The organism is Rhodothermales bacterium, assembly GCA_039944855.1.
Lineage (GTDB): Bacteria > Bacteroidota > Rhodothermia > Rhodothermales > JANQRZ01 > JBBSMX01.
In genome coordinates this window covers 17357-44225 of sequence record JBDUXZ010000037.1, presented here as the reverse complement: position 1 = coordinate 44225, position 26869 = coordinate 17357, and the positions used below count along the sequence as shown (strand labels likewise).

At 69.0% G+C, this 26869-nt stretch carries 21 protein-coding genes and 2 tRNA genes; 15 read left to right on the top strand and 8 right to left on the bottom strand.

All coding sequences use genetic code 11. From position 1 onward, the window contains the following. Positions 1–34: 34 nt before the first annotated feature. Together hrpB and ABJF88_18095 are read right to left on the bottom strand one after the other, a co-directional pair. Positions 35–2566: an ATP-dependent helicase HrpB gene (gene hrpB, locus ABJF88_18100; GenBank protein MEP0548852.1), complete on the bottom strand. Its 2532-nt coding sequence runs from the start codon at positions 2564–2566 to the stop codon at positions 35–37. A gap of 35 nt (positions 2567–2601) precedes the next feature. Next, complete coding sequence (locus tag ABJF88_18095; protein ID MEP0548851.1) at positions 2602–4515, bottom strand: heavy metal translocating P-type ATPase; 1914 nt, start codon at positions 4513–4515, stop codon at positions 2602–2604. Positions 4516–4829: 314 nt separating this feature from the next. Here ABJF88_18095 and ABJF88_18090 point away from each other — a divergent pair, with 314 nt between their 5' ends. Next, a complete protein-coding gene (locus ABJF88_18090) occupies positions 4830–5411 on the top strand; it encodes a thioredoxin family protein (GenBank protein MEP0548850.1) in 582 nt (193 codons plus the stop codon). A 66-nt stretch (positions 5412–5477) separates the two neighbouring features. On the opposite strand, the gene ABJF88_18085 is transcribed toward ABJF88_18090, so the two are convergent. The 3 genes from ABJF88_18085 to ABJF88_18075 all read right to left on the bottom strand — a co-directional run bounded on the left by ABJF88_18085 (position 5478) and on the right by ABJF88_18075 (position 8140). After that, positions 5478–5960 carry a T9SS type A sorting domain-containing protein gene (locus tag ABJF88_18085; protein MEP0548849.1) on the bottom strand — a complete coding sequence of 161 codons (483 nt, stop codon included), beginning with the start codon at positions 5958–5960 and terminating at the stop codon, positions 5478–5480. A gap of 869 nt (positions 5961–6829) precedes the next feature. Then, on the bottom strand, positions 6830–7153 hold the full coding sequence (locus tag ABJF88_18080) for a hypothetical protein (protein ID MEP0548848.1): 324 nt from the start codon (positions 7151–7153) through the stop codon (positions 6830–6832). A 60-nt stretch (positions 7154–7213) separates the two neighbouring features. Then, positions 7214–8140, bottom strand: coding sequence for a spondin domain-containing protein (locus tag ABJF88_18075; protein MEP0548847.1), 927 nt, complete (start codon positions 8138–8140; stop codon positions 7214–7216). 204 nt (positions 8141–8344) lie between these two features. Here ABJF88_18075 and ABJF88_18070 point away from each other — a divergent pair, with 204 nt between their 5' ends. From ABJF88_18070 to ABJF88_18015, 12 genes are all read left to right on the top strand, one after another. Continuing rightward, positions 8345–10882, top strand: coding sequence for a M14 family metallopeptidase (locus ABJF88_18070; protein ID MEP0548846.1), 2538 nt, complete (start codon positions 8345–8347; stop codon positions 10880–10882). 76 nt (positions 10883–10958) lie between these two features. Continuing rightward, complete coding sequence (locus ABJF88_18065) at positions 10959–12539, top strand: FAD-binding domain-containing protein (protein MEP0548845.1); 1581 nt, start codon at positions 10959–10961, stop codon at positions 12537–12539. Then, positions 12532–14010 carry a deoxyribodipyrimidine photo-lyase gene (locus ABJF88_18060; GenBank protein ID MEP0548844.1) on the top strand — a complete coding sequence of 493 codons (1479 nt, stop codon included), beginning with the start codon at positions 12532–12534 and terminating at the stop codon, positions 14008–14010. The genes ABJF88_18065 and ABJF88_18060 overlap by 8 nt, the downstream gene beginning before the upstream one ends. 76 nt (positions 14011–14086) lie before the next feature. Beyond that, positions 14087–14383 carry a DNA methyltransferase gene (locus ABJF88_18055; protein MEP0548843.1) on the top strand — a complete coding sequence of 99 codons (297 nt, stop codon included), beginning with the start codon at positions 14087–14089 and terminating at the stop codon, positions 14381–14383. Positions 14384–15755: 1372 nt separating this feature from the next. Further along, positions 15756–16070: a hypothetical protein gene (locus ABJF88_18050; GenBank protein MEP0548842.1), complete on the top strand. Its 315-nt coding sequence runs from the start codon at positions 15756–15758 to the stop codon at positions 16068–16070. A gap of 180 nt (positions 16071–16250) precedes the next feature. Beyond that, positions 16251–16733, top strand: coding sequence for a CoA-binding protein (locus ABJF88_18045; protein MEP0548841.1), 483 nt, complete (start codon positions 16251–16253; stop codon positions 16731–16733). Positions 16734–16849: 116 nt separating this feature from the next. Further along, positions 16850–17257, top strand: coding sequence for a hypothetical protein (locus ABJF88_18040; GenBank protein ID MEP0548840.1), 408 nt, complete (start codon positions 16850–16852; stop codon positions 17255–17257). Positions 17258–17332: 75 nt separating this feature from the next. Then, a complete protein-coding gene (locus tag ABJF88_18035) occupies positions 17333–17488 on the top strand; it encodes a hypothetical protein (protein MEP0548839.1) in 156 nt (51 codons plus the stop codon). Positions 17489–17591: 103 nt separating this feature from the next. Then, complete coding sequence (locus ABJF88_18030) at positions 17592–19499, top strand: ABC transporter ATP-binding protein (GenBank protein MEP0548838.1); 1908 nt, start codon at positions 17592–17594, stop codon at positions 19497–19499. Positions 19500–19704: 205 nt separating this feature from the next. Beyond that, positions 19705–19777, top strand: a tRNA-Phe gene (locus ABJF88_18025). 219 nt (positions 19778–19996) lie between these two features. Further along, positions 19997–20395, top strand: coding sequence for a high-potential iron-sulfur protein (locus ABJF88_18020; GenBank protein MEP0548837.1), 399 nt, complete (start codon positions 19997–19999; stop codon positions 20393–20395). A 138-nt stretch (positions 20396–20533) separates the two neighbouring features. Beyond that, a tRNA-Asp gene (locus tag ABJF88_18015) sits at positions 20534–20610 on the top strand. Between the two features lie 61 nt (positions 20611–20671). Here ABJF88_18015 and corA read toward each other — a convergent pair. From corA to glgP, 3 genes are all read right to left on the bottom strand, one after another. Further along, positions 20672–21793, bottom strand: a complete 1122-nt coding sequence (corA, locus tag ABJF88_18010) for a magnesium/cobalt transporter CorA (protein ID MEP0548836.1) — start codon at positions 21791–21793, stop codon at positions 20672–20674. A gap of 31 nt (positions 21794–21824) precedes the next feature. Then, positions 21825–22184, bottom strand: coding sequence for a TerB family tellurite resistance protein (locus ABJF88_18005; GenBank protein MEP0548835.1), 360 nt, complete (start codon positions 22182–22184; stop codon positions 21825–21827). Positions 22185–22346: 162 nt separating this feature from the next. Next, positions 22347–23984 (bottom strand): alpha-glucan family phosphorylase, encoded by a 1638-nt coding sequence (gene glgP / locus ABJF88_18000; GenBank protein MEP0548834.1) that lies wholly within the window; start codon positions 23982–23984, stop codon positions 22347–22349. Between the two features lie 284 nt (positions 23985–24268). Between glgP and ABJF88_17995 the strand changes: the two genes are divergently transcribed. Further along, entirely contained in the window at positions 24269–25894 is a 1626-nt protein-coding gene (locus ABJF88_17995; protein ID MEP0548833.1) for a PAS domain S-box protein, read from the top strand. 49 nt (positions 25895–25943) lie between these two features. Next, positions 25944–26594: a response regulator transcription factor gene (locus tag ABJF88_17990; protein MEP0548832.1), complete on the top strand. Its 651-nt coding sequence runs from the start codon at positions 25944–25946 to the stop codon at positions 26592–26594. Positions 26595–26869 lie beyond the last annotated feature (275 nt).

Below are 26869 nucleotides of genomic sequence, written 5' to 3'. Positions count from 1 at the left end.
CAAAGCATAACCCTACCTGTGTGTTCCCTATAGGCTATCCGCGCCGTTTGGCCCGGTTCGTGGGCGTCGCCGCGAGCGGATCCTCCGGCCAGGGGTGCTTCGGGTACCGGCCGCGCAGGTCCTTCCGCACGTCGAAATAGGCGTCGCGCCAGAAGCTCGCGAGGTCTTGGGTGACCTGCACGGGCCGCTGCGCCGGGGAGAGGAGGTGGAGCGTGAGCGGGACCCGCCCGCGGCCCACGCGCGGCGTTTCGGTCAGCCCGAACACCTCCTGCAAACGGACGGCGAGGACGGGCGCGGCGGGCTCGCTGTAGTCGATCGGGATGTTGGAGCCGCTCGGGACGGTGAGGTGCGTCGGCGCGAGCCGGTCGAGGTCGGCGCGACGGTTCCACCCGGCGAGGCCGGAGAGGAGCGCGACGAGGTCGAGCCGCCGCAGATCGTCGAGCCGTTTCATTCCGACGAGGTGGGGGAGGAGCCAGCCGTTGAGGCCCGCGAGGAGCGCGTCGTCGGAGACGTCGGGCCAGTCGGCGTCGTGGTGGTGGAGGAAGCCGATGCGTGCGCGGAGCCTCTGCGCTTCCTTCGTCCACGGGAGCGCGTCGAGCCCGCGCTCGCGGACACCGTTGAGGAGGGCGCGGGCGACCTCGGTCGGGGCGGGGTTCGGGAGCGGGCCGCTGCGGAGCACGACGGCGCCGAGCCGCTCCTGCCGCCGCGCGCGGACGAGCCCGGCGTCGCCGTCCCACGCGATCACGTCTTCCGACGCGATCTGCCCGCCGAAGTGCGTCGCGACCTCGGCCGTCGTGATCGGAGCGGCGAGGAAGATCGTCGACTCGCCGCGTCGCCCGTCGAGGTGGGCGGCGACGAGATACTCCGCGCTGCCGAGCGCGCCGGCGTTGCGGAGGACAGCGGCGCGGCCGTTGCGGAGGCGGAAGCGGACGTCGTTCCCGTCGCCGCCGGGCCGCCGCTCGGCGATGCGGTCGGGGTAGGCAAGGGCGAGGAGGACGCCCGCCGCGTCGATGTCCCGGTCCCGGTCGCTGTCGCCGACGCCGAGCCGCTGCCGCCAGTGCGCCGCCTCTTTCCGCACGCGGTGGACGGCCCCGCGCGAGACGGCGTACCCGCGCGAGAAACCGTTGTCGCTTCGCCCGTCGCGCGCGGCAAGGAGTTCGAGCCGGAGGCGGAGGTCGGCGGGCGGGTACGTGTCGCCCTGCCGGCGGAAGAGGTCGCGCTCGGAGAGGAGGGCCGCGAGATCGCACGCCGTTGCGCCGACGCCGAGGTCGCGGCCCCGGAGGGCGAGGTGGGCGAGACGCGGGTGGAAGCCGAGGGCTGCCATCGCCCGGCCGTGGGCCGTGATCGTCCCGCCGTCGAGTGCGCCGAGATCGGTGAGGAGGTCGCGCGCGGCGTCGAACGCGGCGGCTGGCGGCGGGTCGAGCCAGCGGAGGGCGGACGGGTCGTGGACGCCCCACGCGGCGAGTTCGAGCGCGAGCGGGGCGAGGTCCGTCGTCAAGATTTCGGGCGGGGTGTGCGGGGCGAGGTGGGCCTGCACGGGCGGCGTCCACAGCCGGTAGCAGACGCCCGGCCCGAGTCGCCCCGCCCGGCCGCGCCGCTGATCGGCCGAGGCGTTCGAGATGCGCACCGTTTCGAGCCGCGTCATCCCGCTGTTCGGGTCGAAGCGCGGAGCCCGCGCGAGCCCGCCGTCGATGACGACACGGACGCCCTCGATGGTCAGGCTCGTCTCGGCGATCGGCGTAGCGAGGACGACTTTTCGCGTGCTCGCCGGGCTCGGCGCGATCGCGCGGTCCTGCGCGTCCTGCGTCAAGTCTCCGTAGAGCGGGGCGACGGTGACGCCCGGTGGCAGCCCGCCCTCGCCCAGCATCGACTCGGTGCGGCGGATCTCGCCCGCGCCGGGCAGAAAGACGAGCACGTCGCCTTCGTGCTCGGCGAGCGCGCGGCGAACGGCGGCGACGGCGTGGCCCTCGATCCGCCAGTGAGGCTCTGGCATCCGGTCGAGGTAGTGCGTCTCGACAGGGTACGCGCGGCCCTCGCTCGTCAACAGCGGTGCGTCGTCGAGGAGTGTCGCGACGCGGGCGCCGTCGAGCGTGGCCGACATCACGAGCAGGCGGAGATCGTCGCGCAGCGCCGCTTGCGTTTCGAGCGCGAACGCGAGCCCGAGGTCCGACGGCAGGTTCCGCTCGTGGAACTCGTCGAAGATCACGAGGCCGATCCCGTCGAGCGCCGGATCGCTCTGGAGCATGCGCGTCAGCACGCCCTCCGTCACGACTTCGATGCGCGTCTGCTTGCTCACCTTCGTATCCATCCGCACGCGGTAGCCGACCGTTTGCCCGACACGCTCGCCGAGCGTCGAAGCCATCCGGTGCGCGGCGGCGCGGGCCGCCAGCCGGCGCGGCTCCAGCATCACGATTCGCTGCCCGCCGAGCCAGTCCTCGTCCAGCAGCGCGAGCGGGACGCGCGTCGTCTTGCCCGCACCGGGCGGGGCCTGCAGCACGGCGCTGACGTGCGCACGCAGCGTAGCCCGCAGCTCGGGCAGGACGGGATCGATGGGGAGGGCTGGCATGGCCTCTGCAAACCGGTCGTGCCGGGGCGGTTCCGCTACGCGCCGTGCCCGCGGAAGCCGAGGAGGCGGAGCCCGTTGAGCGAGACGAGGACGGTGCTCCCCTCGTGCCCGACGACGGCGAGCGGCAGCGGCAGCCCGATTGTCAGGATGAACCCGAGCATGACGACGATAATGCCCACGGAGAAGCCGAGATTCGCGATGAGCGTGCGCCGCGTTTTGCGCGAGAGGGCGATCGCATACGTGATCTTGTCGAGGTCGTCGGCCATCAGCACGAGATCGGCCGTCTCCAGCGCCACGTCGGTGCCGGCGGCGCCCATCGCGATGCCAAGCGTGGCGGCGGCGAGTGCAGGCGCGTCGTTCACGCCGTCGCCGACCATCGCGACGGGACCGATGGTTTCGCGGATTTCGCGGACGATCTCGACTTTTCGCTCGGGCAGGAGGTCGGCGTAGACCTCGTCGACGCCGGCTTCGCGGGCGATCTGCTCCGCCACCACGCGGTTGTCGCCCGTCAGCATCACGACGCGGATGCCGAGCCGCTTGAGGTCGCGTACGGCCTCGGCCGCACCGGGCCGGAGCGTGTCCGCGAACGCCATCGCGCCGAGCACCTCCAGTGTCTCGTCCCGCTCGCGCGCCACGATCACGGCGGTTTTGCCTTCCCGTTGCAACTCGTCGACGGCGGCGAGCGCTGCGTCGAACCCGTCCGTTCGCCCCTCGAAGTAGCGCGGGTTGCCGATGTGGACGGTCGCGCCGTCGAGCCGGGCGCGGACACCGCGGCCGACCGTGGCCTGAAATTCCGTGGCGTCGAATACTGTCAGGCTTCGGGCGTCGGCGGCCTCGACGGTGGCGCGGGCGAGGTGGTGCTCGGAGCGGCGCTGCACGGCGGCAGCGAGGGCGAGGAGGTCGTCGTCTTGCAGCCCAGGGTCGAGTACGCGGAGGTCGGTCAGTTTCGTCTTGCCCTCGGTGAGCGTGCCCGTTTTGTCGAAGGCGACGGCCTCGATCGTCGCGGCTTCCTCGACGTAGACGCCGCCTTTGAAGAGGATGCCGCGCCGCGCGCCGTTCGCAATCGCCGAGAGCACGGCGGCGGGTGTCGAGATGACGAGGGCGCAGGGGCTCGCGGCCACCATCAGCGTCATCGCGCGGTAGAACGCCGGGTCGAACGCCTCACCGAGCGCGACGATGGGCACGGCAATCGCGACGAGCGTCAGCCCGATCACGCCGAGCGCGTACGGCTGCTCGAACCGGTCGATCACGCGCTGCGTCTCGGCCTTCTCGCTCTGCGCCTCCTCGACGAGCCGGATCAGCTTCGCGATCGCCGACTCGCCCGCCGGCTTCGTCACGCGCACGTCGAGTGAGCCGCCGCCGTTGATCGTCCCGCCGAACACCTCGTCGCCGGGCCGCTTCGTGACGGGCACCGACTCGCCGGTGAGCGAGGCCTGGTCGACGCTGCTCTCGCCCGTCTCCACCGCGCCGTCGAGCGGGAGCCGGTCGCCGGGCACGACGACGAAGACCTCGCCCACCGCGACTTCGCCTACGGGCACCTCGGTGAGCGCGCCGTCGCGGCGGACGAGGGCGGTCTCGGGCCGGAGCTTCATCAGCGCCTGGATCGCCTGGCGCGAGCGGCCGATCGCGTAGTGCTGGAGGACGTTCGAGAGCGAGAACAGGAACAGCAGCATCGCCCCTTCGAACGGCGCGCCGATCGCGAGCGCCCCGAGCGCGGCGAGGATCATCAGCAAGTCGATGTCGACCTTGAAATCGCGGATCGCGTCGAGTCCGGCGCGGAGCCCGAACCACCCGCCGAAGACGTACGCCACGATGTAGCCGGTCCACACTACAGCGGCGGGCGCGTCCGACCACTCGCCGACGAGCCCCGTCATCATCCCCGCAAACGTGAGCGCGGTGAAGACGGCCTCGGTGCGGGTCTCGGCGAGCCACGTGCGGAGACGTGGCAGCGGGCCGCTCGGCGCGGGCAGTGCGCCGTTTCGAGGCTCTGGCGCGCCGTTCGAGACGGCGGGGCGCTGCACTGCGTCGGCGCGGGGAGGGGCGTGCGAAACGGGGGAGAGCGGGTCGGCCACGGGGAGACGGGAGGGCGAGGAGATGGAACGCGGGAGGTGGGGAGAGGCTCCGCGCGAGAGGGCGTGGGGGCGGGGCTGCCGCCCGTGTGAGGAAATCCCGCAAAGCCCCGGAATCGGGCGCGGCGCGACCTCGGAGCGAGAACGGGGCCTCGGCTCGCGCATACAACGGGCCGCCATCTAACCCCGTGCTCATGTCCGATACCCCGCTCATCTCCCCGCTCCATCCTGCCGCTACCGAGGGCTCGCTCGAATCCTACTACGCGCAAGGCATCTCCTTCGAGACCTTCCTCCCGACGGCCGAGAAAAACGCCCAACTCTGGCAGAGCGTGTGGGACCGCGTCCGCCTCCCCGACGACCTCGTCGAGCGCGCCGCCGCCCTCCCCGGCGCGTGGCATCTCCTCGTCCTCTCCGAAGACTGGTGCGGCGACGCCGTCAACATCGTCCCCGTCCTCGCCGGCCTCGCCGAGGCCGTCCCGACCGTCGACCTCCGCCTGCTCTCCCGCGACGCGCACCTCGACCTCATGGACGCCCACCTCACGAACGGCACGTCGCGCTCGATCCCCGTCGTCATCCTCCTCGACGAGGATTTCGTCGAGCGGGGCTGGTGGGGACCGCGCCCGACCGACCTCCAGCGGTGGGTGCTGGAGGAGGGGCTCAAGATGGACTCGGAGGAGCGCTACAAGATCGTCCGCCGGTTCTACGCCCGCGACAAGGGCCGGACCACGCTCGAAGAGATCGTCGACGGCATCGAAGTCGCGGCTGAAAGCCGCTAACGGAAGGCCCGCCGCAGGGAGCGATCCCCACGGCGGGCTGATGCTGACGGCAGATGAAGGCTGGGCTTAGCGCACGATCGTCACGCGTCGCGCGAGCGTCTGATCGCCGACCGTGAGGCGGACGACATAGAGCCCGCTCGGCAATCCAGCGGCGTCGAACGTCGCCTCGTGCTCGCCGGCCGTCTGTACGCCTTCGTGGAGTACAGCGACCTCGCGGCCGAGCACGTCATAGACGGCGACGTGGATGTCCTGTGCAGCGGGGAGGACGTAGTCGAGCGTCGTCTGATCCGCAAATGGGTTGGGATAAGCTGCGCTCAGCGTCGCGCTCGTAGGAGTACCGCCTTCCTCGGCGTCGGTGTTCAACAGGTCGATTGTGTTCAGGAAGTAGCTCCCTTGGGGACCCGATGTCGCGCCACTTACACGAACGTAGATGACCTGTAAGGGCTGGATATCGGTCTGGACTCTGTCCGTGGTTCCCCCACCCGGCGCGTCCGAGCAGTCGATGAGGTTGGCCTGCTGCGTGGGGTCCCCGCTATAGATATGAATCATGGGGTTGAAGTTGGGGCTGAGGGACTCCACTTCAAAAGCTACCCGGCTGAATTCGATGTTCGTTACAGCATACCATACGGCGGTGTTCGCATCCGCAACGAAGCAGGAGAGCCCCGGCCCTCCCACCGTATTTAAGTTCCACCCAAAGATTCGGCTGTTCGTCGATAGGGTACTGATCGCTTCCGTCCAGCGGTCGAACGGGTGCCTCAGGTCGACGCCTTGAATAGAAACCGCCACATTCCCTTCTTGACCGTTCCATCCGGAGATTCGAAGGAAGTACTGCGTACCCGCCGAAACCTGAAAGCCGCTGATCGTTGACTGCGTACTCGGGCCCCCATCGTCATCGCAGGCTAGTTCGTTACCCAGTGTATCGGTGATGAGCAAGATGGTGTCAAAATCGGAGCCGGCGGTCGTGACATCAATCGTCCCATTCGCTTCGGGACGAAACGCAACCCATGTGGTGTTCCGGCCATCGTTGGACTGGCACGAGGCCACGCGATCTACAAACGTGCCCCCGGTAGCTCCCACATGGGAATACGTGTAAGGGCCTGGTGCGCTGTAAATGGGGAGTGCTGAAGCACGGTTGTTGTGTAGGGTCTGGGCGTGGGCAGCGGAATTCGTGGTTAGCCCTGACATGACGATCAGGGCAAACAAGGGCAGGAGCGTTGAACACGACTTGTAAAACTCGCTCATAGGGAGGCGGGATGAGGGAGGGAATGAGCCCCTTCGCTCAGGAGCAGCGGGAGGGTGAGTCCGTAGTATCGCCCATCCAGCGCAAATAAAAACTGGCAAAACAACCGGATATGAAACGAACATGCGTCGGGCGCGCCGTTGCGGTCTGTCCCGCCCTCCCAAATCGGCCATGCTCGCTACTCGGGAGCGCGCACCTTCGTGCGGATCTTTTGCACCGTCGACCAAGCGCCTAACACGACGAGGGCAGCGATCGCGCCGTAGACCCACCACGGGATGTTCTGCCCCGCGACGAGGAGGTAGAGGTACGCCGAGAGGAAGAAGAACCCTGTCAGAAATGCCGGGAGCGCGACCGGCTTCTTCTGCTTCAGATTCCGGATGAGCCAGCCCAGCGAGAGCGTGAAGAACGGGATCGCGCCGACGTAGATCGCCCCGAAGATGATGGGGTCGACGCCGTACCGCGGGCCGAGGCTGAGGAACCACGCTTGGATCGCTTCCCACACGGCGTCAAGGGGCGAGAATGAGGAAGCCGCTGGGGACGTAGGGCTACGCTCGGGCGACCGCTAGCGCACGACGAAGCGGCGCGTAGCCTGTGTGCCGGCGCCCTGCACGCGGGCGAAGTAGATCCCGCTCGGGAGCGCCCGCACGTCGAGGTCGAAGGGGTGGCTGCCGGGCGCGAGCACGCCGTCGTGGAGCGTGGCGACGCGGCGGCCGAGGAGGTCGAACACCTCGACGCGGACCGGCTGCGCCGTGCCGAGTTGGAGCCGGAGTGTGGTCCGCGTTACGGCCGGGTTCGGCGTCGGCGCGGCGAGGGCGAAGGCCGTCGCGGGAGCGGCGTCTTCGGACCCAGTGACGTTGAGGAGGGTGAACGTGAATGTGCCGACCGTCCCGTTCGTGGCGAACGGCGCATCGACGATCCGCGTGATGGGCTCGGGCGGATCGGTGTCCTGGTTGGGCGAGGTGTAGGTCGGCCCGCTATCGGTGCCTGCGTCGTACACGAAGAGGTCGACGGCCCTCTCCGGCAGCCATGCCCCGTCGTCGAAAAGGTCGAGCCCGCTTACACCGACGAACCAGTCCGGGCTCGGGGCGAGCATCGTCACGAGCGAGACGAGCGAGTGGTCCTCCGTGACGTCGAAGGTGAGCGTGACGGCGCCGGGGGAGAGGCCGATGCCGCCGCCGGAGACGACGGCGAGCGCCCGGTCCTGCGCAAGGAGTGCTTCGACCTCGTTGCGGAGGAGCGTCTTCGAGCCGGTCTCGGCCATCTGCTCGATGCCGTCGGAGGCGATCCCTCCGTTCTCCCACAACGTCGCCGTGGCGTCGTGGGCCGCGCCGATGAGGCCGGAGAAGTGCGGGTCCGGCGGGAAGCCGTCGGGGTGCGTCGCCGCGCTCCACGTGCTCTCGAACGTCACCCGGTACGTCGCCGTGCTCTGCGCCACGGCGAGGGGCGCGAGCGTGAGGGCGAACAAAAACGTGAGTACGCGAGCGAGCATCGGGGAAGGCCTCGGAAAACCAGCGGGATGAACGGAAGGTAAAGGAACGGCAGGCCGTGGCATAATGCAACCGGCCGCATGTAACGAAACGGAAACAAGCGGGCGGGGAGGGCACGAGGCGCACGCCGCGGCCGATCCGTCTTTCGATGCCTTCATCGGAGATCGCAGCCGCCTATCTTTGGCGGCCCACTTTTCCGCCGCTCTATGCCCGCCCCGCTGCTGCTCCGCCGACCCTTCGCCCTCGCCGCGCTGGTGCTGACGTTCGCGCTGCCTGCCATCGCGCAGGGAGCGGGCGAAGCCGTCCCGCCGCGCGCCGACGCCCTGCAATCGCCCGCCACGTTCCTCGGGTACGAACTCGGCGACCGCTTCACGCCGCACCACCGTGTCGTGGACTACGTGCAGCACGTCGCCGCTCATTCGCCGAACGTGCGGTGGGAGCCCTACGGCGAGACGGTCGAGGGGCGCCCGCTCGGGGTCGCCTACGTCGCCACGCCGGAGCGGCTCGGTCGGCTCGACGCGGTGCGGGAGCAGAACCTCCGCGCGGCGGGCGTGCTGCCGGGCGGGGCCGTACCGGAGGCGAGCGTCGTCTGGTTGAGCTACGGCGTCCACGGCAACGAGTCGTCGAGCACGGAGGCCGCGCTCGCGACGCTCTACGCCCTCGCCGACCCGACGAACGCCCGCACGCAGGCGTGGCTGCGCGATGTCGTCGTGGTCCTCGACCCGTGCCTCAACCCCGACGGGCGCGAGCGCTACGTCGATGGCTTCCACCGCCGCCTCGGCATCCGGCCCGACGCTGATCCCGCCGGCTGGGAGCACGACGAGGCGTGGCCCGGCGGCCGGACGAACCACTACTTCTTCGACCTCAACCGCGACTGGGCGTGGGGCACGCAGCAGGAGACGCGCGCCCGTCTCGCCCTCTACAACCGCTGGCTGCCGCACGTCCACGTCGACTTCCACGAGCAGGGGATCGACGCGCCGTACTACTTCGCCCCCGCCGCCGAGCCGCTCCACGCCCGCATCACCGACTGGCAGCGCGACCTCCAAACCACAATCGGCCGCAACCACGCCGCCCGGTTCGACCGTGAGGGCTGGCTCTACTTCACCGGGCAGGTGTTCGACCTGCTTTATCCCGGCTACGGCGACTCATGGCCGATGTTCAACGGGGCCGTGGGGATGACCTACGAGCAGGCGGGCGGCGGGCGCGGCGGTCTCGCGGTCCGCACGGCGGAGGGCGACACGCTGACGCTCACGGACCGCATCGCCCACCACGTCGCGACGGGCCTCTCGACCGTCGAGGTGGCGGCGCGCGAGCGCGAGGCGATCACGACGAACTTCCGCGCCTACTACCGCGACGCCGACCGGGGGCCGTACCGGGCGTTCGTCGTGCGCGGCGACGCCGGCGTACTGGCCGCCCTCGCCGAGCACCTCGCCGAGCAGGGCGTCCGCGCCGAGCGGGCCGACCGCGACGTGACGCTGCGCGGCCGGCGGTACGCCGACGGCGAAGACGAGCGGTTCGCGCTCGGGCCGGACGATCTCGTCGTGACCACCGATCAGCCGAAGGGCGTGCTCGCGAGCGTGCTCTTCGACCCGTCGCCCGTGCTGTCGGACTCGCTCAGCTACGACGCGACGGCGTGGGCGCTGCCGTACGTCTACGACCTCGACGGCTGGGCGCTCGCCGAGGCTCCGAACCTCGCCCTCCGTCCGTGGACGCCGTCCGTGGCACCGCCGCCGTCCGCGACCCGGCCGTACGCCTACCTCCTCCGCTGGACCTCGTTCGCCGACGCCCGTGCGCTGGCGCGGCTATTCGACGCGGGCGTCCGGCCGCGTGTCGCCACCGAGCCGTTCGAGATCGACGGCGCGCGCTACGACCGGGGCACGCTCGTCCTCACGCGGCGCGGCAACGAGCGCATCGACTTCGACGCGGCGGTGCGGGAGGCCGCCGCCGGGCAGGGACTCACGGCCGTTGCGAGCGGCCTCGTCACGAGCGGCCCCGACTTCGGCTCGTCGGACGTGCGCGCGATCTCCGCCCCCCGCGTCGCGCTCCTCGTCGACGACGCGCTTTCGTCGAGCGCCGTCGGCGAGGTCTGGCACTACTTCGACGCCCAGCTCGGCTACCCGGTCACGCTCCTGCCCGCCGACGGGCTGCGCGCCGCCACGCTCGCCGATTACGAGGTGCTCGTCCTCCCGAACGGCTCCTACGGCGACCTCCTCACCGACGGCCGGCGGAGCACGCTGAAAGACTGGGTGCGGGACGGCGGGCGGCTCGTCGCGCTGGAGCGGGCCGTCGCCGCGCTCGCGGGCGAGGACGGATTTGCCGTCGAAGAGCGAGAGGACGACGAGGCAGAGGGGGACACCGTCGAGGCGCGGCTCACGGTGTACGGCAACCGCGAGCGGGACCGGATCGCCGAGGACGTGCCCGGCAGCGTCTTCCGCGTCACGCTCGACGCGACGCACCCCCTCGCCTTCGGCTACGACGGCGACACGCACACCTTCAAGCGCAGCACCGCGGCGTACCCGTTTCTGAAAGACGGGTGGAACGTCGGCGTGCTGCGCTCGGGCGAGCCGGTGAGCGGCTTCGCGGGCTACGAGACGGGGAAGAGGCTGGAGGACTCGCTCGCGTTCGGCGTGCAGGAGTTGGGGCGGGGGCGCGTGATCTACCTCGTCGACGACCCGCTTTTCCGGGGGTTCTGGTACGCGGGCCGGTTGCTCTTCGCGAACGCCGTGTTCTTCGGGGGGTTGTAGAGCGAGGGTTAGCAAACCTTCATCCGGCGGGGGCGTAGGCACGATCCCTTCTCCCTTCCCGTCCGCTCGTCGCGTCATGTCGCCCGTTCTCTGGTGGGTCAAAAAAGACGTCCGCCTCGCCGACAATCCGGCCCTCACCGCCGCGCTCGACACGGGCGCTCCGGTCGTGCCCGTCTTCCTCTTTGAGCCCACCGTGCTCCGCGCCGAAGAAACGAGCGGCTTCCACGTCGCCGCGTGGATCGAAGCGCTCGCCGATCTCCGTAGCCGACTCCGGCCCCACGGCGGTGACGTGCTCGCCCTCCACGCCGACGCCGTCGAGGCGTTCGGGCGACTGCACGAGGCCGCGCCGTTCGAAGCGATCTATTCGCATGAAGAGGTCGGCAGCAGCGTCACGTTCGAGCGCGACAAGGCCGTCGCCGCGTGGTGCGAAGCCCACGGCGTCGCGTGGCACGAGCACCGGCAGACCGGCGTCTTTCGCGGCGGGGTCGACCGCGATAAGCGCTCGGCCCGATGGAAAGCGTTCATGGCCGACGGCCCGCTCCCGGTGCCCGACGACGCAGCGCTCGCCCGCGTCCGCGTGCCCGACGCCCTCCGCGCCCTCCAGCCTCCCGAGGGCGCGACGCCGACGCCCGGCGCGTTCGGCCACCCGCTCACCGATGTGCGGCGCGACCTCCGGCAACCGGTGAGCGAGACGGCGGCCGAGGAGACGCTGCGCTCGTTCCTCCACGAACGCGGGTTCTGCTACTCCGGCGGCATCTCGTCGCCGAACGACGCCTTCGAGTGTGGCTCGCGGCTCTCGGTCCACCTCGCGTGGGGGACGCTCACCGGGCGGCAGGCCTACGCCGCGACCGAGGCCCGGCGGCTCGAACTCAAAGACATCGCCCACCCCGACGCCCGGCAGTGGGAGAAATCGCTGCGGGCGTTCACGAGCCGGCTGCACTGGCGCGACCACTTCATCCAGCGGCTGGAATCCGAACCGCAGATGGAGTTCGTACCCCTGAACCCGGCCTACGCCGACCTCCCGACGCCCGGCGACGAACACGTCGAGGCGTGGCTGGGGGGCCGCACCGGCTGGCCGCTCGTCGACGCCTGCATGCGGTGCGCGGCGGCGACGGGCTTCCTCAACTTCCGCATGCGCGCGCTCGTCACGAGCGTCGCCGTCCACACGCTCCGCATCGACTGGCGGAAGACGCTGTACCCCGTCGCCCGGCTCTGGGCCGACTACGAGCCCGGCATCCACATCGCGCAGACGCAGATGCAGGCGGGCGTCGTCGGCATCAACCAGCTCCGCGTTTACTCGCCCGAGAAGCAGCTCGCCGACCACGACCCCGAGGCCGTCTTCGTCAAGCGCTGGGTGCCCGAACTCGCCGACGTGCCCGCCGAGGCGATCCTGAAGCACCACGCCCGACCGCTCCCGGACTATCCCGCGCCCATCGTGGACCGGCTCGAAACGTCGAAGGCGTTCAAGGACGACTACTACGCGATCAAGCGGCTGCCCGAAACGCAAGCGTTGGCGGAACGGGTGTACGAGCGTCACGGCTCGCGGCGGCCGGCGAGCGCGCGGACGTGGACGTCGAACGCGCCACGGAAGACGAAAAAGGCGAAGCTCCCGAAGCCCGCGCCGCTTTTCGACGTGGAGGACCGGACCGATGGCTGACGACGCGCTCGACCTCCTCCGCCTCCGCACACGCCGGCTCACCGACCGCCGCATCATCACGCGCGGACGCGACTACGTGCTGTGCTGGCTGATGCAGGCGCTCCGCGCCGACGAGAACCCCGCGCTCGACGCGGCGATCGCGCTCGGGAATGCGCGCGGGTTGCCAGTCGTCGTGCTGCACGCGCTCGAGAACCGCTACCCGTACGCCTCGCACCGCATCCACCGGTTCATCCTCGAAGCGTCGCAGGAGCTCGGGCCGGGCGTCGAGGCGCGGGGGCTGCGGTTCGTGCGGTGGGTCCGGCGCGAAGGGGAGAGCGAGGTCGACCTCGTCGCCCGCCTGGCCGAGCGCGCCGCCGCCGTCGTCTGCGACGACGTGCCGACGTTCGTCACGCGCGAGTACGCCGACGCCCTCGCCGACCGGCTCGACCGCGCCGTGCTCGGCGTCGATGCGTGCTGCCTCGTGCCGATGAATGCGTTCGAGCAGCGGCTCGGGGCGACGAAGACGTTCCGCGCCGCCCACACGCCGCAGCGCGCGCTCCACCTCGCCACCGATCTGCGGCAGGAGCCCGACGTGGCGCGGTTCGACGGCGACCTTGACATCGACTCCGAAGCCATCGAAGACCTCGACGGCGACGGGCTCGACGCGCTCATCGCCGAAACCGGTGTCGACATGACGGTGCCGCCCGCGCTGGACTTCCGCGGGCACCGGTCGGCCGCGCTCGGCCGGCTCGGCGTCGCCGTCGAACAGATCGTCGGGCGTTACAAGTGGACGCGGAACAACCCGGCGACGCCCGACGGCACGTCGAAGCTCTCGCCGTGGATGCACTTCGGCGTGCTCTCGCCGCGCGAGGTGGCCCGCGCCGTTGTCGCGGCCGAGGAGGCGGGCGACGTCCACCCGGCCGCGCGCTACAAATTCCTCGACGAGACGCTGACGTGGCGCGAGTACTACTACCACCGCTGCCGTTGGGACGCCGACTGGTCGCGCTTCCGCGGCCTCCCGACGTGGGCCCGCGAGACGCTCGCCGCGCACGCCGACGACCCGCGCCCCGACCTCCGAAGCCTCGACGCGCTGGTCCACGGAGAAACCGACGACGTGTTCTGGAACGCCGCCCAGAAGCAGTTCCTCCTCGACGGGTGGATGAACAACAACCTCCGCATGTACTGGGTCAAGCAGATCCTCCCGTGGTGCGCTGGGCCCGAGGCCGCGTTCGCGACGGCCTGTTACCTCAACGACCGCTTCAGCCTCGACGGCCGCGACGCGGCGACGTACGGCGGCATCCGCTGGGGCTTCGGCGACAGCAAGAAGGCGTACCGCGAGACGGAGGTCTACGGCTGGGTCCCGCGGAAGACGAGCGCCGCGCTCAAGAAGCGCGACGGCGTCCCCGCCTGGATCGAGGCCGAAGCGGCCCGCCCGACCTTCCGCGCCGCCCTCCCCGACGACGAGGCCGCCGCGCTCGCCCGCTACCTCTGACTCCGGTATCTCCTCGCAAGGAGCAACGCAACGGGGTCGGCACAGGCCGTAGATTGTAGAAAACCGAAATCCATCTATGGCCTACGTCACGCAGAAGAAAGCAGGGGTTGAGTTGAACCGACCCTATGTGGACGACCTCCCCATTCACGAGTGGTACCGCTTCGTCCTGTCGTACCCTCCGCACCTTGTTCGGGACTACGTGGCTCGCTTCGGAGTGGAGCCGGGGATGCGGGTCCTCGATCCGTATTGCGGCACGGGGACGACGCTCGTCGAGTGCAAGAAGCTCGGGATCGGGAGCGTCGGGATCGAGCCGAATCCGGTCGTCCACATGGTAGCCTCCACTAGTGTCTCTGTAATGGTCCTTGCCACATGAGAGAATCAGATAGCAACCGTACTAGCTTCGTGCTTCAGTGCCCGGCTTGTGGAAACAAGGATCGGTTCGAAGAAGTGATGTACTACTCGGTTAACTTACTGGACGGAAATATGACTTACAAGCGATCAATTTGGCACGACGTTGACTGCTATAAATGCTTAGAGTGTGGTACAGAAGTAGAGCCTGAACTAATCGCTCACTAAACCATGAGCCTTCCATCCGCTGTCCAATCGGTTGTCAAGCTACTGATTCAGCAATATGGTAACGCGACGCCGTTTGGCAGGAGTCGTTTGTATCGGTGCAGCGGAGATCTAGCCTGCTCTATCAACTACTCTAAACTTCTCCGGGGCCACAAATACTTCTTCGGCCTTTCGCAGGAAGTGGCGAGCTCTGAGGGGGTCTTCCCCCAAACAGTGCATGGTTCGTTTGTGCTCTTGGTTTGCGGCACGGCGGAGAACGTACTGGTACTGCCCCACCCGTTCGTACTCCAGATGCTTGAGGGCGTGAGTACGCGCCGCCTTGACGTGTTCCTTGATGAGGGACGCTATATACTCCAGACAACGGGTCACACTAAGCTGGACGTCACCCGCTACCTCAACGCATATCCGCCTCGAGTAGGCGAAAGCGTTGATCCAGACGAAGTCGAAGACGTTGATGGAGATGTCTCCTCAACTGTCCGGGATCATGTCGCGATTCAATGGGCTCTGATCCGTTTAGGGCGTGCCGCTGGACATTCCGTATGGGTCCCTGCAGGTGATCGCCACCTCGCAGTAGGGCCTCATCGTTTCGAATCTTACACGTTGGATCGCTTCCCGCGTCTTGGATTTGACGAGGTTGCTCGGCGGATCATTCGAAATATTGACGTCCTCTGGCTAGACCGTAATGTGGTCAGGAAAGCGTTCGAAATCGAGTCGACTACTACGATATATAGCGGTCTTCTCCGCCTTAACGACTTGGTGTTGTCGCAGCCAAATAACAATATTGAAATGTACATATCCTCGAATAGTTATAGGCGAGATCATGTAGCGAGGCAGCTAATGCGGCCCTCATTCCAGTCAATCATTGGTAGGTGCAAGTTTATAGATTTCGATAACGTGCTGGCTCAGGTAGGAAAGCTGGACGCTCTAGTCGGGGGAGAGGAAGTCCGAGTGAGCGGTTTGATCCACGGTGAGACGTTTGATATGCCAGACCACGCGCTGTATCCCCCCGGTGATTACTGAGCGCGTCCCGGTGTCATCTTGGAGCACGGGGCTGGCAGTCTCGACTGCAACCGGTTGATCGACATCTTTACCGGGTCACCTGCTACTCGCTCCAGAATCACCTGCGGACGACGGTCAAGGGGATCGGGCAAGTCGAGACAGACGAGCTATACGTGGGCGTAGATAAGCGAGGGGTCCACTACGTCTTTCCGGTCCAAGCGAAGGGTGGGAACGACGAAATCGGCGTCGTGCAGATCGAGCAAGACATGGCGCTCGGCGCGGAGAAATACCCGAACCTCGTGTGCCGTCCCATTGCGGCGCAGTTCATGGCCGACGACGTGATTGCGCTCTTCGAGTTCACGGTCGATGAAACGGGAGCGAAAGATGAGGTGCGCAAGGTGGACGAGAGCCATTACCGTCTCGTCGCTCCGGGTGAGCTCAGCGACGAAGAGCTGGAGCGCTACCGGCAACGTTCCGGTCTCGGATAAGCGCCACCACGTCTCGCATTCTCCTCTGAAGAGAATGCCGATCAGCGCTACCGCTGAGCAGGGTGCAGGTGGGCAGCGCGCAGGCGGATTCAGGGACTCGCCTACGTTGCGGTCGGGGAGTGTCCGACAGCGATCTCGGTTGCCCCGGCCTATCGTGGGGTGCACCATCCGAGGTTCCGTATGAACACGCTCGAACACGCCGCCGCCGACTTCCTCGCGCAGCGGCGCATCGCCGTAGCCGGCGTCTCCCGCAACCCCGCCGAGGCCGCGAACGCCATCTACCGCCGGCTCCGCGACGCCGGCTACGACGTCTACCCCGTCAACCCTAGCACCGTCGAAGTCGAGGGTGACGTGTGCTACCCCGACCTCGCCGCCGTGCCCGTCCGGCTCGACGGCGTCGTGGCCGTGACATCGCCCGCCGCGACGGCCGTCATCGCCGAGGAGTGTGTCGAACTCGGCATCCCGCGGCTGTGGATGCACCGGGGGATCGGGCCGGGTAGCGTTTCCGAGTCGGCTGTGGCCCGCTGCCGCGCCCACGGCATCGCCGTAATCCCCGGCGCATGCCCGATGATGTTCCTCGACCCGGTGGACGTGGGGCACCGGTGCATCCGCGCCGTCTCGCGCCTCACCGGCCGTCTGCCGGAGCCGGTGCTCGCAGGCTGATTCCGCCAGTGCACGGAGGGATTCCACGCTTCGCTGCATGAAAATAGCAGCGCCGCCGCCGTCGCTGGAACTATCCGTCGGATACGATTTCAAAGCGGATCGCTAAACCTCCGCTCGTGCAACCGCTCCGTCGTCATCCCGGACTCTATCTCCTGCTAGCGATCCTCGTCGCTGCCGGAAGCGTAGCCGCGGCTGGGCAGCAGGGCGCGACGCGCGGCACGACGGCGACCGCGCTCCAGCCCGCGATGAGCAGTGTCTCGGGCAGCGTGTTCGCGACCCCGCTCAACGTCGTGGCCCTCGCGAACACGCTCGGGTGGCAGGAGGCGCCGCTCCCGACCGGAGCGGCGGAGTTCGGCGAACGTCCGCTCAGCGGCCCATCGCCCAGCGAGTGGGCGGCGGGTGGGCAGGGGGCCGGCGAGGCTGCCCGTCGCGCAACGCGTCCGGCGACGCTCGGCTCGGTGCACGCCTTCGGGCCAGACCGGACGACGCCCGAGCTATGCAGGCTCTGCGTGTATCGGTTGTGAGGATGGGGTGGTCGTGACCGCTCCTCAAGCGAGGCCTCTGCGCCTCCGTCCTCTCTCCGATTTCTACGCACTCCCATGGCTCTTTCTCTGAACGCCCCCACCGGATCGACCCCGCGCCCTACGAACACGAACGGCGCGCCGAACCCCGCAGACCGCTACGCGCTGTGGTTCTTCGCGGGTACGCTCGTCGTCGCCCTCGTCGCGGCAGCGTGGTCGATACTGGGGCTGTAGCGCGATTCGTGCACCGAGAGCGGGGGTGGGGGCCGAGCGCCTTCACCCCCGCTCCGTTGAGGGGCCGCGCGAAACCTCCCGCCGGGTGCGGAGTGTGCCGGGCATGGCACTGTTTTCTGGTGGATCGAGCAACGGAGGCCCCGCCCGCCGAGGGCGACGGGCGGCGGCCGAGCAGGGCGACCTCTCGCTGCAGGAGCGCTTCGGCGCGCTCCGCAACCTCGGCCCGCTCTTCCGGCTCGTCTGGGCCGTTAGCCCGTGGATGACGGCGGCGAACCTCGGGCTCCGGCTCGTGAGGGCCGTCCTCCCGGTGGCGATGCTCTACGTCGGCAAGCTCATCATCGACGAGGTCGTCCGCCTCGCCGGAGCGGGGCTCGCGCTCGACGGGCTCGATACGTGGTGGGCGAGCGGGGAATTGCAGACGCTCGTCGTGCTCGTCGCCGCCGAGTTCGGCCTCGCGATCCTCTCCGACACGCTCGGCCGCGCCGTCGCCCTCCTCGATAGCCTCCTCGGCGACCTCTTCACGAACGAGACGAGCGTCCGCCTCATGGCCCACGCCGCGACGCTCGACCTCGCCCACTTCGAGGACGCCGACTTCTACGACAAGCTCGAACGCGCCCGCCGCCAGACGACCGGCCGGATGGTGCTGATGAGCCAGGTGTTCAGCCAGGCGCAGAACGTCATCACGATCGCGACCTTCGGCGTCGGGCTCCTCGTGTATGCGCCGTGGCTCATCGTGCTCCTCGTGCTCGCCCTCGTCCCGGCGTTCCTCGGCGAGGCCCACTTCAACGCGCAGTCGTACTCGCTGACGTATGCGTGGACGCCCGAGCGCCGCGAGCTCGACTATCTCCGCTACACCGGCGCGAGCAACGAGACGGCCAAAGAAGTCAAGATTTTCGGGCTCAACGACTTCCTCACCGAGCGCTACCGGAGCCTCGCCGACGCGTTCTACCGGGCCAACCGCAGCCTCGCCGTCCGCCGCGCCGGGTGGGGTGCGGGCCTCGCCGCCGTCGGCTCGCTGGGGTATTACGCCGCCTACGCCGTGATCGTCTACCGCACCGTCCGCGGCGACTTCACGATCGGCGACCTCACGTTCCTCGCCGGCTCGTTCGGCCGCCTCCGGTCCCTCCTCGAAGGCCTCCTCGCCAGCTTCTCAACGGTGGCCGGGCAGGCGCTTTACCTCGACGACCTCTTCTCGTTCTTCGAGATCACGCCCCGCGTGGCGTCGCCCGCTGAGCCGCTCCCGTTCCCCGAGCCGATCCGCCACGGCTTCACGTTCGAGGGCGTCGGCTTCCGCTATCCCGGCGCCGAGCGCTGGATCCTCCGGGACCTCTCCTTCCACCTCCGGGCGGGTGAAGCGCTCGCGCTCGTCGGCGAGAACGGGGCGGGGAAGACGACGCTCGTCAAGCTCCTCGCCCGGCTCTACGACCCCGACGAGGGCCGCATTCTCCTCGACGGCCACGATCTGAGGGCATATGACCTCGCCGACGTGCGGGCGAACATCGGCGTCATCTTCCAGGACTTCGTCCGCTACCACCTCACCGCCGCCGAGAACATCGCCGTCGGGCGGATCAGTGAGCGGGAGGACCGGCCGCGCATCGAGGGCGCCGCGCAGCGGAGCCTCGCCGACTCGGTGATCGAGAAGCTGCCCGATGGGTACGAGCAGGTCGTCGGTAAGCGGTTTAAAACCGGCGTCGACCTCTCGGGCGGGGAGTGGCAGAAGGTCGCGCTCGGCCGGGCGTACATGCGCGACGCCCAGCTCCTCATCCTCGACGAGCCGACGGCCGCGCTCGACGCCCGCGCCGAGTACGAGGTCTTCCAGCGCTTCAAGGACCTGACCGAGGGCAAGTCCGCCGTCCTCATCTCGCACCGCTTCTCGACCGTCCGCATGGCCGACCGCATCCTCGTCCTCGCCGACGGCCGGCTCGAAGAGATCGGCACGCACGAGGAGTTGCTCGCGGCGGGCAACCGCTACGCCGAACTGTTCGAGTTGCAAGCGGCGGGCTACCGGTAGCCCACGATCTCGCCCGCGCTTCGCTAATCCGTCCCGTGCGTGACGGCTGACTCTGCGTCCAGCCAGGAGGTGTGATTCGTATCCTGCTCGGCGGGCTGGCCGGTCTCGCGGGGTGCCTCCGATGAGTGTCCGCAGCGTCTTCACTAAGTCTCTAACTCCGGCGCGGCGTCACCGAGCACATGCGCCGCGTATATTCTCCACACCCGGCCAGGTAGCTCAGTTGGTAGAGCAACGGACTGAAAATCCGTGTGTCGGCGGTTCAAGTCCGCCTCTGGCCACCTCCCGAAGTCCCGGACCAGCCCCGCGCTGGCCGGGACTTTTTGTGTCGGGTGACTTTGCTCCAACGGGACCGGAATGCGGAGTACGTCGTTGACAGGAAGCAAACAGGTCCAATCTCCCTTCCTGCCGGGCTTATCCAACGGATTCCGCGAGAGCCGCTGCTGCTCTCCGACCGCGCCAGCCCGGCCCGCGTCTCTTCACCCAAACCCCGTTTGACCATGCCAGACCACACGTCCCCCGCCCCAACTACGCCCTCTCTGCTCTCTCGCCGCTCGTTCCTCGGCCGCCTCGCTGCGGTCGGCGCGGTCGGGCTGGGCGGGTCCACCCTCCTCGCCGCCTGCGGCGGGGATGAGGCCACCACCGCAGGCACGTCCGACGGCGCTCGCGTCGTCGAAGCGTCGAGTTGCGAGGGCTACGACGCCCTCGACCCGCAAGCGCTCCAAACCCGGCAGGCGCTCGGCTACGTCGACGCCACGCCCCGCGAAGGGCAGAACTGTGCGAACTGCCGGTTCTACACCCAGCCGCAGGGCGGCTCTCCGTGCGGCGGCTGCCAGCTCTTCGCCGGACCCGTATCGCCCGCTGGCTGGTGCCAGTCGTGGGCGGCGCAGGCCGCGTAAACGCTCCGGCCGCGTAGCGCCGCACGTCGGTGCGGCGGCTCGGGGGTCCCCGTCAGGTAAAGAACCTGTGGAGGCTTTCGAGCCGCTTGCGCTTCGCTCCGGATGCGCGGTATTATAGCCCCGCTTCGGTCGCAGCCCGGTCCGGTAGTTCAGTTGGTTAGAACGCTGCCCTGTCACGGCAGAGGTCGCGGGTTCGAGTCCCGTCCGGACCGCCACGATCGAAGCTTAAGCCCCCGAGTCCCCGCCGACTCGGGGGCTTCTTTTTTTGCCTCGCGGTCAGAGCCAGCCCTTGCGCCGGAAGAAGAAGTACATCGCGGTAGCTACGCCCAGCATCAGCGCCCACGCGAAGGGATAGCCCCAGCGCCATGCCAACTCGGGCATGTTGAGCGGGGAGGCGGCCGGGTCGAAGTTCATCCCGTAGATCCCGACGATGAACGTGAGCGGGAGGAAGAACGTCGCGAAGATCGTGAGCACCTTCATCACCTCGTTCATCCGGTTGCTCACCGTCGAGAGGTGGAGTTCCACGAGCGACGAGAGGATCTCGCGCGCCGACTCGATGAGTTCGACCGTGCGGACGGTGTGGTCGTACACGTCGCGGAGGTAGGGGTCGATGGCGGCCGTGACGAAGGGGCGGTCGCTCCGTTCCAGTGCCACGATCACGTCGCGGAGCGGCCAGATCGAGCGGCGCAGCGCGATGACCTGCCTGCGGAGCCCGTTAATGGCGCGGAGCCCGTCGGTGTCGGTGCGGAGGGTGACGGTGTCTTCGAGGCTTTCGATGTGCTCGCCGAGGCCTTCGAGGATCTCCATGTAGTAGTCTACGACGACGTCGAGGAGGACGTAGGCGAGGTAGTCGGCGTCCATCTGCCGGAGATGGCCGCGCCCCTCGCGGAGTCGCTGCCGGACGGGGTCGAACACGTCGCCCTCTTTGGATTCCTGGAAGGAGAGGAGGAAGCCGTGCCCGAAGACGATGCTGACCTGCTCCGGCTCGATCCGGCACGTCGCGTGGTCGTAGTGCATCATCTGGAGGACGAGGTAGACGTACTCCGGGTACTCCTCGAGCTTCGGCCGCTGGTCCGTGCTCACGATGTCCTCGAGCGTCAGCGGGTGGAGCCCGAAGAGCCGACCCATCGCTTCCACGATGCCGACGTCGTGGACGCCGTCGACGTCGATCCACGTGACGGTGCTGGAGGAGCGGAGCGAGGCGCACGCGGCGACGTCGGCGATCTCGCGTTCTTCGAAGCGGGCGGGTCCGTAGTCGAAGGCGTGGATGCGGACGGGGGCCTCGGGCTCTTCGCCCTCGTAGACGAGCGTGCCGGGGACGGCGCCGGGCGGCTTTTTGTTGGGCCGAAGGCGGCGCTGGACACGTCGGAGGACGTCGGGGCCGGAGGGGACGTGCATGAGCCGTAGTCCGGTTAAGCGGGCGGGGCCATCACGTGGCCCACGCGGCGGCCACCCGGTCGATCAGCGCGGTTTCGCCGGGTTCGACCACATCGTCGGCGCGGGCCAGTTCCATGAGGTCGGCGAGGACGCGGGCCCGCCCGTCGGGGTCGAGGCCGTCGTGGAGCCGCTGGAGGAGGTCGTCCATCTTCTCCTTCCCCACGCCGTTGCCGTACGAGAGCCCGGCTTCGCGGAGGGCGTGGTCGCAGAGGGCGGGGTCGGTGCCGGGGGCCCACGCGCGGAGCTGGTCCCGCATGGAGGCCTGCTCGGCGGTGTCGAGTTCGCCGTCGGCGCCGTGGGCGAGGGCGAGGTAGAGGAGGGCGAGGTCGTGGAGGAGCAGCGTGAGCGGCATGGACGCGCGGTTTGGCGAGACGGGAGATGACAAACGAACGGATCGGCCTTTCGGTTCGGCCGGTGCTTCGCCGGGTTCGGGGAGACAGGATACGGCAGCGGCCGGGCGTCCGCTCATGCAAAGAGCGGACGGCCCGGCCGCTGCCGGGGTTGCTCGAACGGGTTACGCGGCCGGAGCCGGCGCGCTCGCCGTGTAGAGCTGCTCGTCGTACTCCTGCAGCATCCGCTCGACGGAGAAGGGCTCGTGCGTGTCGGCGATGCTCTGCTGCATCATCGCGACCCAGCGGGCGCGGTCGTCGTAGTAGGTCGGCACCACCTCGCCGAAGAGGACGTCGTAGAGCCCTTCGAGGTCGTGGGCGTCGAGGAGGTCCTCGTCCGGGCTCTCGAAGCCGTCGCCGAACTGCCAGCCGTTGGCGCCGTGGTCGCACGCCTCGGGCCACCAGCCGTCGAGCGTGCTGAGGTTGAGCACGCCGTTCATGGCCGCCTTCATCCCGCTCGTCCCGCTGGCCTCTTTGGGGCGGCGCGGGTTGTTGAGCCACACGTCGGCGCCGCGCGTCATCGCCGCGCCCACCTCCATGTCGTAGTCGGGGATGAAGACGACGCCCTTCGGGTACTTCTCGCTGAACGCGGCGAGCTCGGCGACGATGGCCTGGCCGGCGGCGTCCTGCGGGTGCGCCTTCCCGGAGAAGACGAGTTGGAGCTTCCCGCTCTCGAGGAGCGGCGCGATCCGCTCCTCCTCGGTGAAGATCAGCGTCGGCCGCTTGTAAGTGACGGCGCGGCGGGCGAAGCCGATGAGGAGGCGGTCGGCGCGGAGGCGGGTGCCGGTGCGGCGCTCGACGAGGTCGAGGAGGGCCTCTTTGTTCTGCTGGTGCTGCGCCCAGAGCGCGTCGGCGTCGTCGGCCGCCGCGGTGATCTCCGAGTCGACCCACGTGGGGTGATGGACGCCGTTCGTGATCGCGGCGATCTCGGCGCCGTCCTCGACGTGGCGCCACATGAGCTGCGCCGTGACGCCGTGGAGCTGGGCGACGGCGTTCGCCTTCCGCGCGAGCCGGAGCCCGCCGACGGTCATGTTGAAGGGCTCGCCGCCGAGCGCTTTGAGCTGGGCCCGCGTGAGCCCGTTGTTCGCGCCGAGGTCCATCAGCCGGTCGAGCGGGTGCTGCTCGTTGCCGGCGAGGACGGGCGTGTGCGTCGTGAAGACGATCTCGTCGCGCGTGGCGGCGAGGGCGTCGTCGTAGCTCGCGCCGGCGGCCCGCTTCTCGCGGATCAGCTCGAAGGCGGCGAGGAGGGCGTGGCCCTCGTTGAAGTGGTACACGTCGATGTCGAGCCCGAGCGCGCGGAGGGCGCGGACGCCGCCGATCCCGAGCACGATCTCCTGCGCGACGCGGTCCTCGTGGCTCCCGCCGTAGAGCCGGTCCGTGATGAGGGGCGCCGGGTTGCCGGGGAGGTCGGTGTCGAGGAGGTAGAGCGGGACGTTGCCGAAGGCTGTCGTCTTCCACACCTTGCAGTGCACGTCCTCGTCGGCGACGCTAACAGTGACCTCGACGCCGGTGTCTTCGAGCACGTCGTCGGCGTAGGTATACGAGCGGAAGTCCGTCTGCGGCTTCCCATTCTCGTTGAAGGACTGGTTGCCGTAGCCCTGCTTCCACTTCAGGCCGAGGCCGACGATGGGGTATCCGTGGTCGTGTGCGCCTTTGAGGTGGTCACCGGCGAGGATGCCGAGGCCGCCGGCGTAGGTTTTCAGTCGGAGGTCGAGCCCGTACTCCATGCAGAAGTAGGCGACACGCTGCGAACGAGAGGACATAGGGAGGGAAGGAGTTAGCGGGTGCGGCGGGAGGCGTAGGAAAATTTCCTGAGACTAGGGGCCGCCTCGCGCTCGGGGGCGTGAAAACTGCGAGAAGGCCACGGGATGGCCGCTACGCGCGCTCCCGCCTCGCAGAATGCGTGCCGGCCCGGCCTGGTTCGCACGGCCGCGACGGAGAGGCGGTCGGATCGCGCTCGGCGGCCCCGCCGGTGCGTCTGTGCGCCGTAGATTCACGCCTCCCGACCCCGTCGTTACCTTCTCTCCCCGCCGTCAACGAGTACGAGATGCCCCCGTCGAACCCCCATCTATCCCTCCCCGGCGACCCCGATGCGGGGCTCGACGGGACGCCGCGGTACGACGCCGTAGCCGCGCTGGGGCAGTACGCACTAACCGCCGCAACGCCGCAGGAAGTGGTCGAGCGCGCCGTCCGCACGGTGGGAGAGGCGTTGGGGACCGACCTCGTCGCCGTGTTCGAGGTCCGGGGCGGGGATTGGCTCCTGCTTCATCCGGAGGCGAACGGCACGGGCGAGCGCAGGATATCCGACGAGGCCGGGCTTCCGCTCACCGAGGCGTTGCAGACGTCCGGCCCGGTCGCACTCCGCGAGCGGACGGCGCGACCCCCGTTCGTGCCCGAGCCGACGGTGGTGGAGGGCGTGTGCGTGCGGATCGGCGGCGAGGCGCGGCCCTTCGGCGTGCTCGCCGCGTGCGTGCCGGCGCCCGGCGTGCTGGGGGAGGAGGAGCACGCCTTCGTCGCGGCCGTGGGGCACGTGCTCGCGGGGGCGCTCGGCGAGAGCCGGACCGAGCGGGCGCTCCGCGAGAGCGAAGCCCTCGCCCGCGCGATTCTCGAAACGACCGTCGACGGCATCATCACGATCGACGCGGAGGGGCGCATCGAGACGTTCAACCCGGCGGCCGAGCGGATCTTCGGTTACGCCGCCGCCGAGGTGATCGGGAAGAACGTCCGCGTGCTCATGCCCGAGCCCTACCACGAGGAGCACGACGGCTACCTCCACGCCTACCACCAGACCGGCCGCCGCCGCATCATCGGGATCGGCCGCGAGGTGACGGGCCGCCGCAAGGACGGCAGCACGTTCCCCCTCGACCTCGCCGTGAGCGAGGTGAAGCTGGAGGGGCGGAAGATCTTCACCGGCATCGTCCGCGACATCTCCGAGCGGCGGGGGCTCGAGCTCGAGGTCCTCCGCATCGCCGACGAGGAGCGCCGCCGGATCGGGCAGGACCTCCACGACGGGCTCGGCCAGCAGCTCACCGGGATCGGCCTGCTCGCGCGCGGCCTCGCGCGGCAGCTCGAAGCCGCCGGTTCGCCCGTCGCCGAGGACGCGCGCGAGATCACGCAGTTCATCAAAGAAGCCGACGAGTACGCCCGAGGCCTCGCACGTGGACTCGTGCCCGTCGAGCTCGAAGCGAACGGGCTCGCCGCCGCGCTCACGCGGCTCGCCTCGAACGCCGAGCGGCTCTTCAACGTCACGTGCGCGTTCGAAACGAGCGGGCTCGACGCCGGCGTCGCCGCCGTCCCGCACCCGATGCACCTCTTCCGCATCGCGCAGGAGGCCGTGAGCAACGCCGTCCGCCACGGCCGCGCCAGCCGCATCGACATCGCGCTCTCGGTGGGGAAGGAGCAGGTCCGGCTCCGCGTCCACGACGACGGCGTCGGCTTCCCCGATGCGATCCGCGCCGGCGGCGCCGACACGCCCGCCGTCGATACGCCTGTCGCCGGGGTCCACGGCGGAAGCGTCGCCGCCCCCGCCCGGCCCGACGACAACCGCGGCATGGGCGTCCGCATCATGCACTACCGCGCCCGCATCGCCGGCGGCACCCTCGACATCCGCCCCGCCGTCGACGGGGGGACGATCGTAACCTGCACGATCCTCCTCGACGGCCACCGCCCGTAATCTCTCGATCCTCCGCCCCTTTCTTTCGCCCCCTTTAGCCCCGTTCGCCATGCACCGCCTGATGATCGTCGACGACCACCCGCTCATGCGGAAGGGCCTCGCCCTCACGCTCTCGGCCGAGTCCGACATCGAGGTCGTCGGGCAAGCCGCCGACGCCGAGGAAGCCCTCTCGGTGATGGACAAGCTCAAGCCCGACCTCGTCCTCATCGACATCTCCCTCCCGGGGATGAGCGGGATCGAGCTCTTGAAGCACCTCCTCGCGCTCAACCCCGACCTCCTCACGCTCGTCGTCTCCCGCCACGACGAGGCGCTCTACGCCGAGCGCGCCGTCCGCGCCGGGGCGAAGGGCTACGTGATGAAGCTGGAGGCGGGGAACGAGATCGTGCAGGCCGTCCGCCACGTCCTCCGCGGCGGGATCTATATGAGCGACGAGCTGAAGGACCGGCTGCTCTTCGGGGCGGCCGTGGGGCGGAAGGCCCCGATGCAGTCCCCGCTCGAAGTGCTCTCCGACCGCGAGTTGGAGGTGTTCGAGATGACGGGGCGTGGGCTGCCGACGCGCGAGATCGCCGAGCGGCTGCACCTCTCGGTGAAGACGGTCGAGAGCTACCGCGCGCGGATCAAGCAGAAGCTCAACATCGAGACGGGGACAGAACTGCTGCAGCAGGCCGTGCAGTGGGTCGAGGGCGAAGGCGCGCACTGATCGGAGGAGACGAGGAGACGAAAAATCGAGGAGACGAGGAATCGGGGAGCTACGGAGCACCGAGAGCGAAGGCTGGCACTCTTCCACGCTTCGTCTCTTCCGCTCGCCCCTTCATCGTCTCTTCGTGCGAGGATTTCCCCCACATCGGCGGGCGCAAGGACCCCACGATGCGGGCGGCGCGCAGCCTGTCAGCGGCGCGGGAGCGGACGGCGTAGCCTGGGGCTGAACCTCCGAGTCCACCCCCAGTGCCCGCTCCCATGGAAGCTGCGTCCCTT

Excerpts from the sequence above, each read along its gene's own strand:
- hrpB (MEP0548852.1), bottom strand. The coding sequence starts at position 2,566 with ATGCCAGCCCTCCCCATCGATCCCGTCCTGCCCGAGCTGCGGGCTACG.
- ABJF88_18090 (MEP0548850.1), top strand. The coding sequence starts at position 4,830 with ATGTCCGATACCCCGCTCATCTCCCCGCTCCATCCTGCCGCTACCGAG.
- ABJF88_18085 (MEP0548849.1), bottom strand. The coding sequence starts at position 5,960 with ATGATTCATATCTATAGCGGGGACCCCACGCAGCAGGCCAACCTCATC.
- ABJF88_18075 (MEP0548847.1), bottom strand. The coding sequence starts at position 8,140 with ATGCTCGCTCGCGTACTCACGTTTTTGTTCGCCCTCACGCTCGCGCCC.
- ABJF88_18070 (MEP0548846.1), top strand. The coding sequence starts at position 8,345 with ATGCCCGCCCCGCTGCTGCTCCGCCGACCCTTCGCCCTCGCCGCGCTG.
- ABJF88_18065 (MEP0548845.1), top strand. The coding sequence starts at position 10,959 with ATGTCGCCCGTTCTCTGGTGGGTCAAAAAAGACGTCCGCCTCGCCGAC.
- ABJF88_18060 (MEP0548844.1), top strand. The coding sequence starts at position 12,532 with ATGGCTGACGACGCGCTCGACCTCCTCCGCCTCCGCACACGCCGGCTC.
- ABJF88_18055 (MEP0548843.1), top strand. The coding sequence starts at position 14,087 with ATGGCCTACGTCACGCAGAAGAAAGCAGGGGTTGAGTTGAACCGACCC.
- ABJF88_18045 (MEP0548841.1), top strand. The coding sequence starts at position 16,251 with ATGAACACGCTCGAACACGCCGCCGCCGACTTCCTCGCGCAGCGGCGC.
- ABJF88_18035 (MEP0548839.1), top strand. The coding sequence starts at position 17,333 with ATGGCTCTTTCTCTGAACGCCCCCACCGGATCGACCCCGCGCCCTACG.
- ABJF88_18030 (MEP0548838.1), top strand. The coding sequence starts at position 17,592 with ATGGCACTGTTTTCTGGTGGATCGAGCAACGGAGGCCCCGCCCGCCGA.
- ABJF88_18020 (MEP0548837.1), top strand. The coding sequence starts at position 19,997 with ATGCCAGACCACACGTCCCCCGCCCCAACTACGCCCTCTCTGCTCTCT.
- corA (MEP0548836.1), bottom strand. The coding sequence starts at position 21,793 with ATGCACGTCCCCTCCGGCCCCGACGTCCTCCGACGTGTCCAGCGCCGC.
- ABJF88_18005 (MEP0548835.1), bottom strand. The coding sequence starts at position 22,184 with ATGCCGCTCACGCTGCTCCTCCACGACCTCGCCCTCCTCTACCTCGCC.
- glgP (MEP0548834.1), bottom strand. The coding sequence starts at position 23,984 with ATGTCCTCTCGTTCGCAGCGTGTCGCCTACTTCTGCATGGAGTACGGG.
- ABJF88_17995 (MEP0548833.1), top strand. The coding sequence starts at position 24,269 with ATGCCCCCGTCGAACCCCCATCTATCCCTCCCCGGCGACCCCGATGCG.
- ABJF88_17990 (MEP0548832.1), top strand. The coding sequence starts at position 25,944 with ATGCACCGCCTGATGATCGTCGACGACCACCCGCTCATGCGGAAGGGC.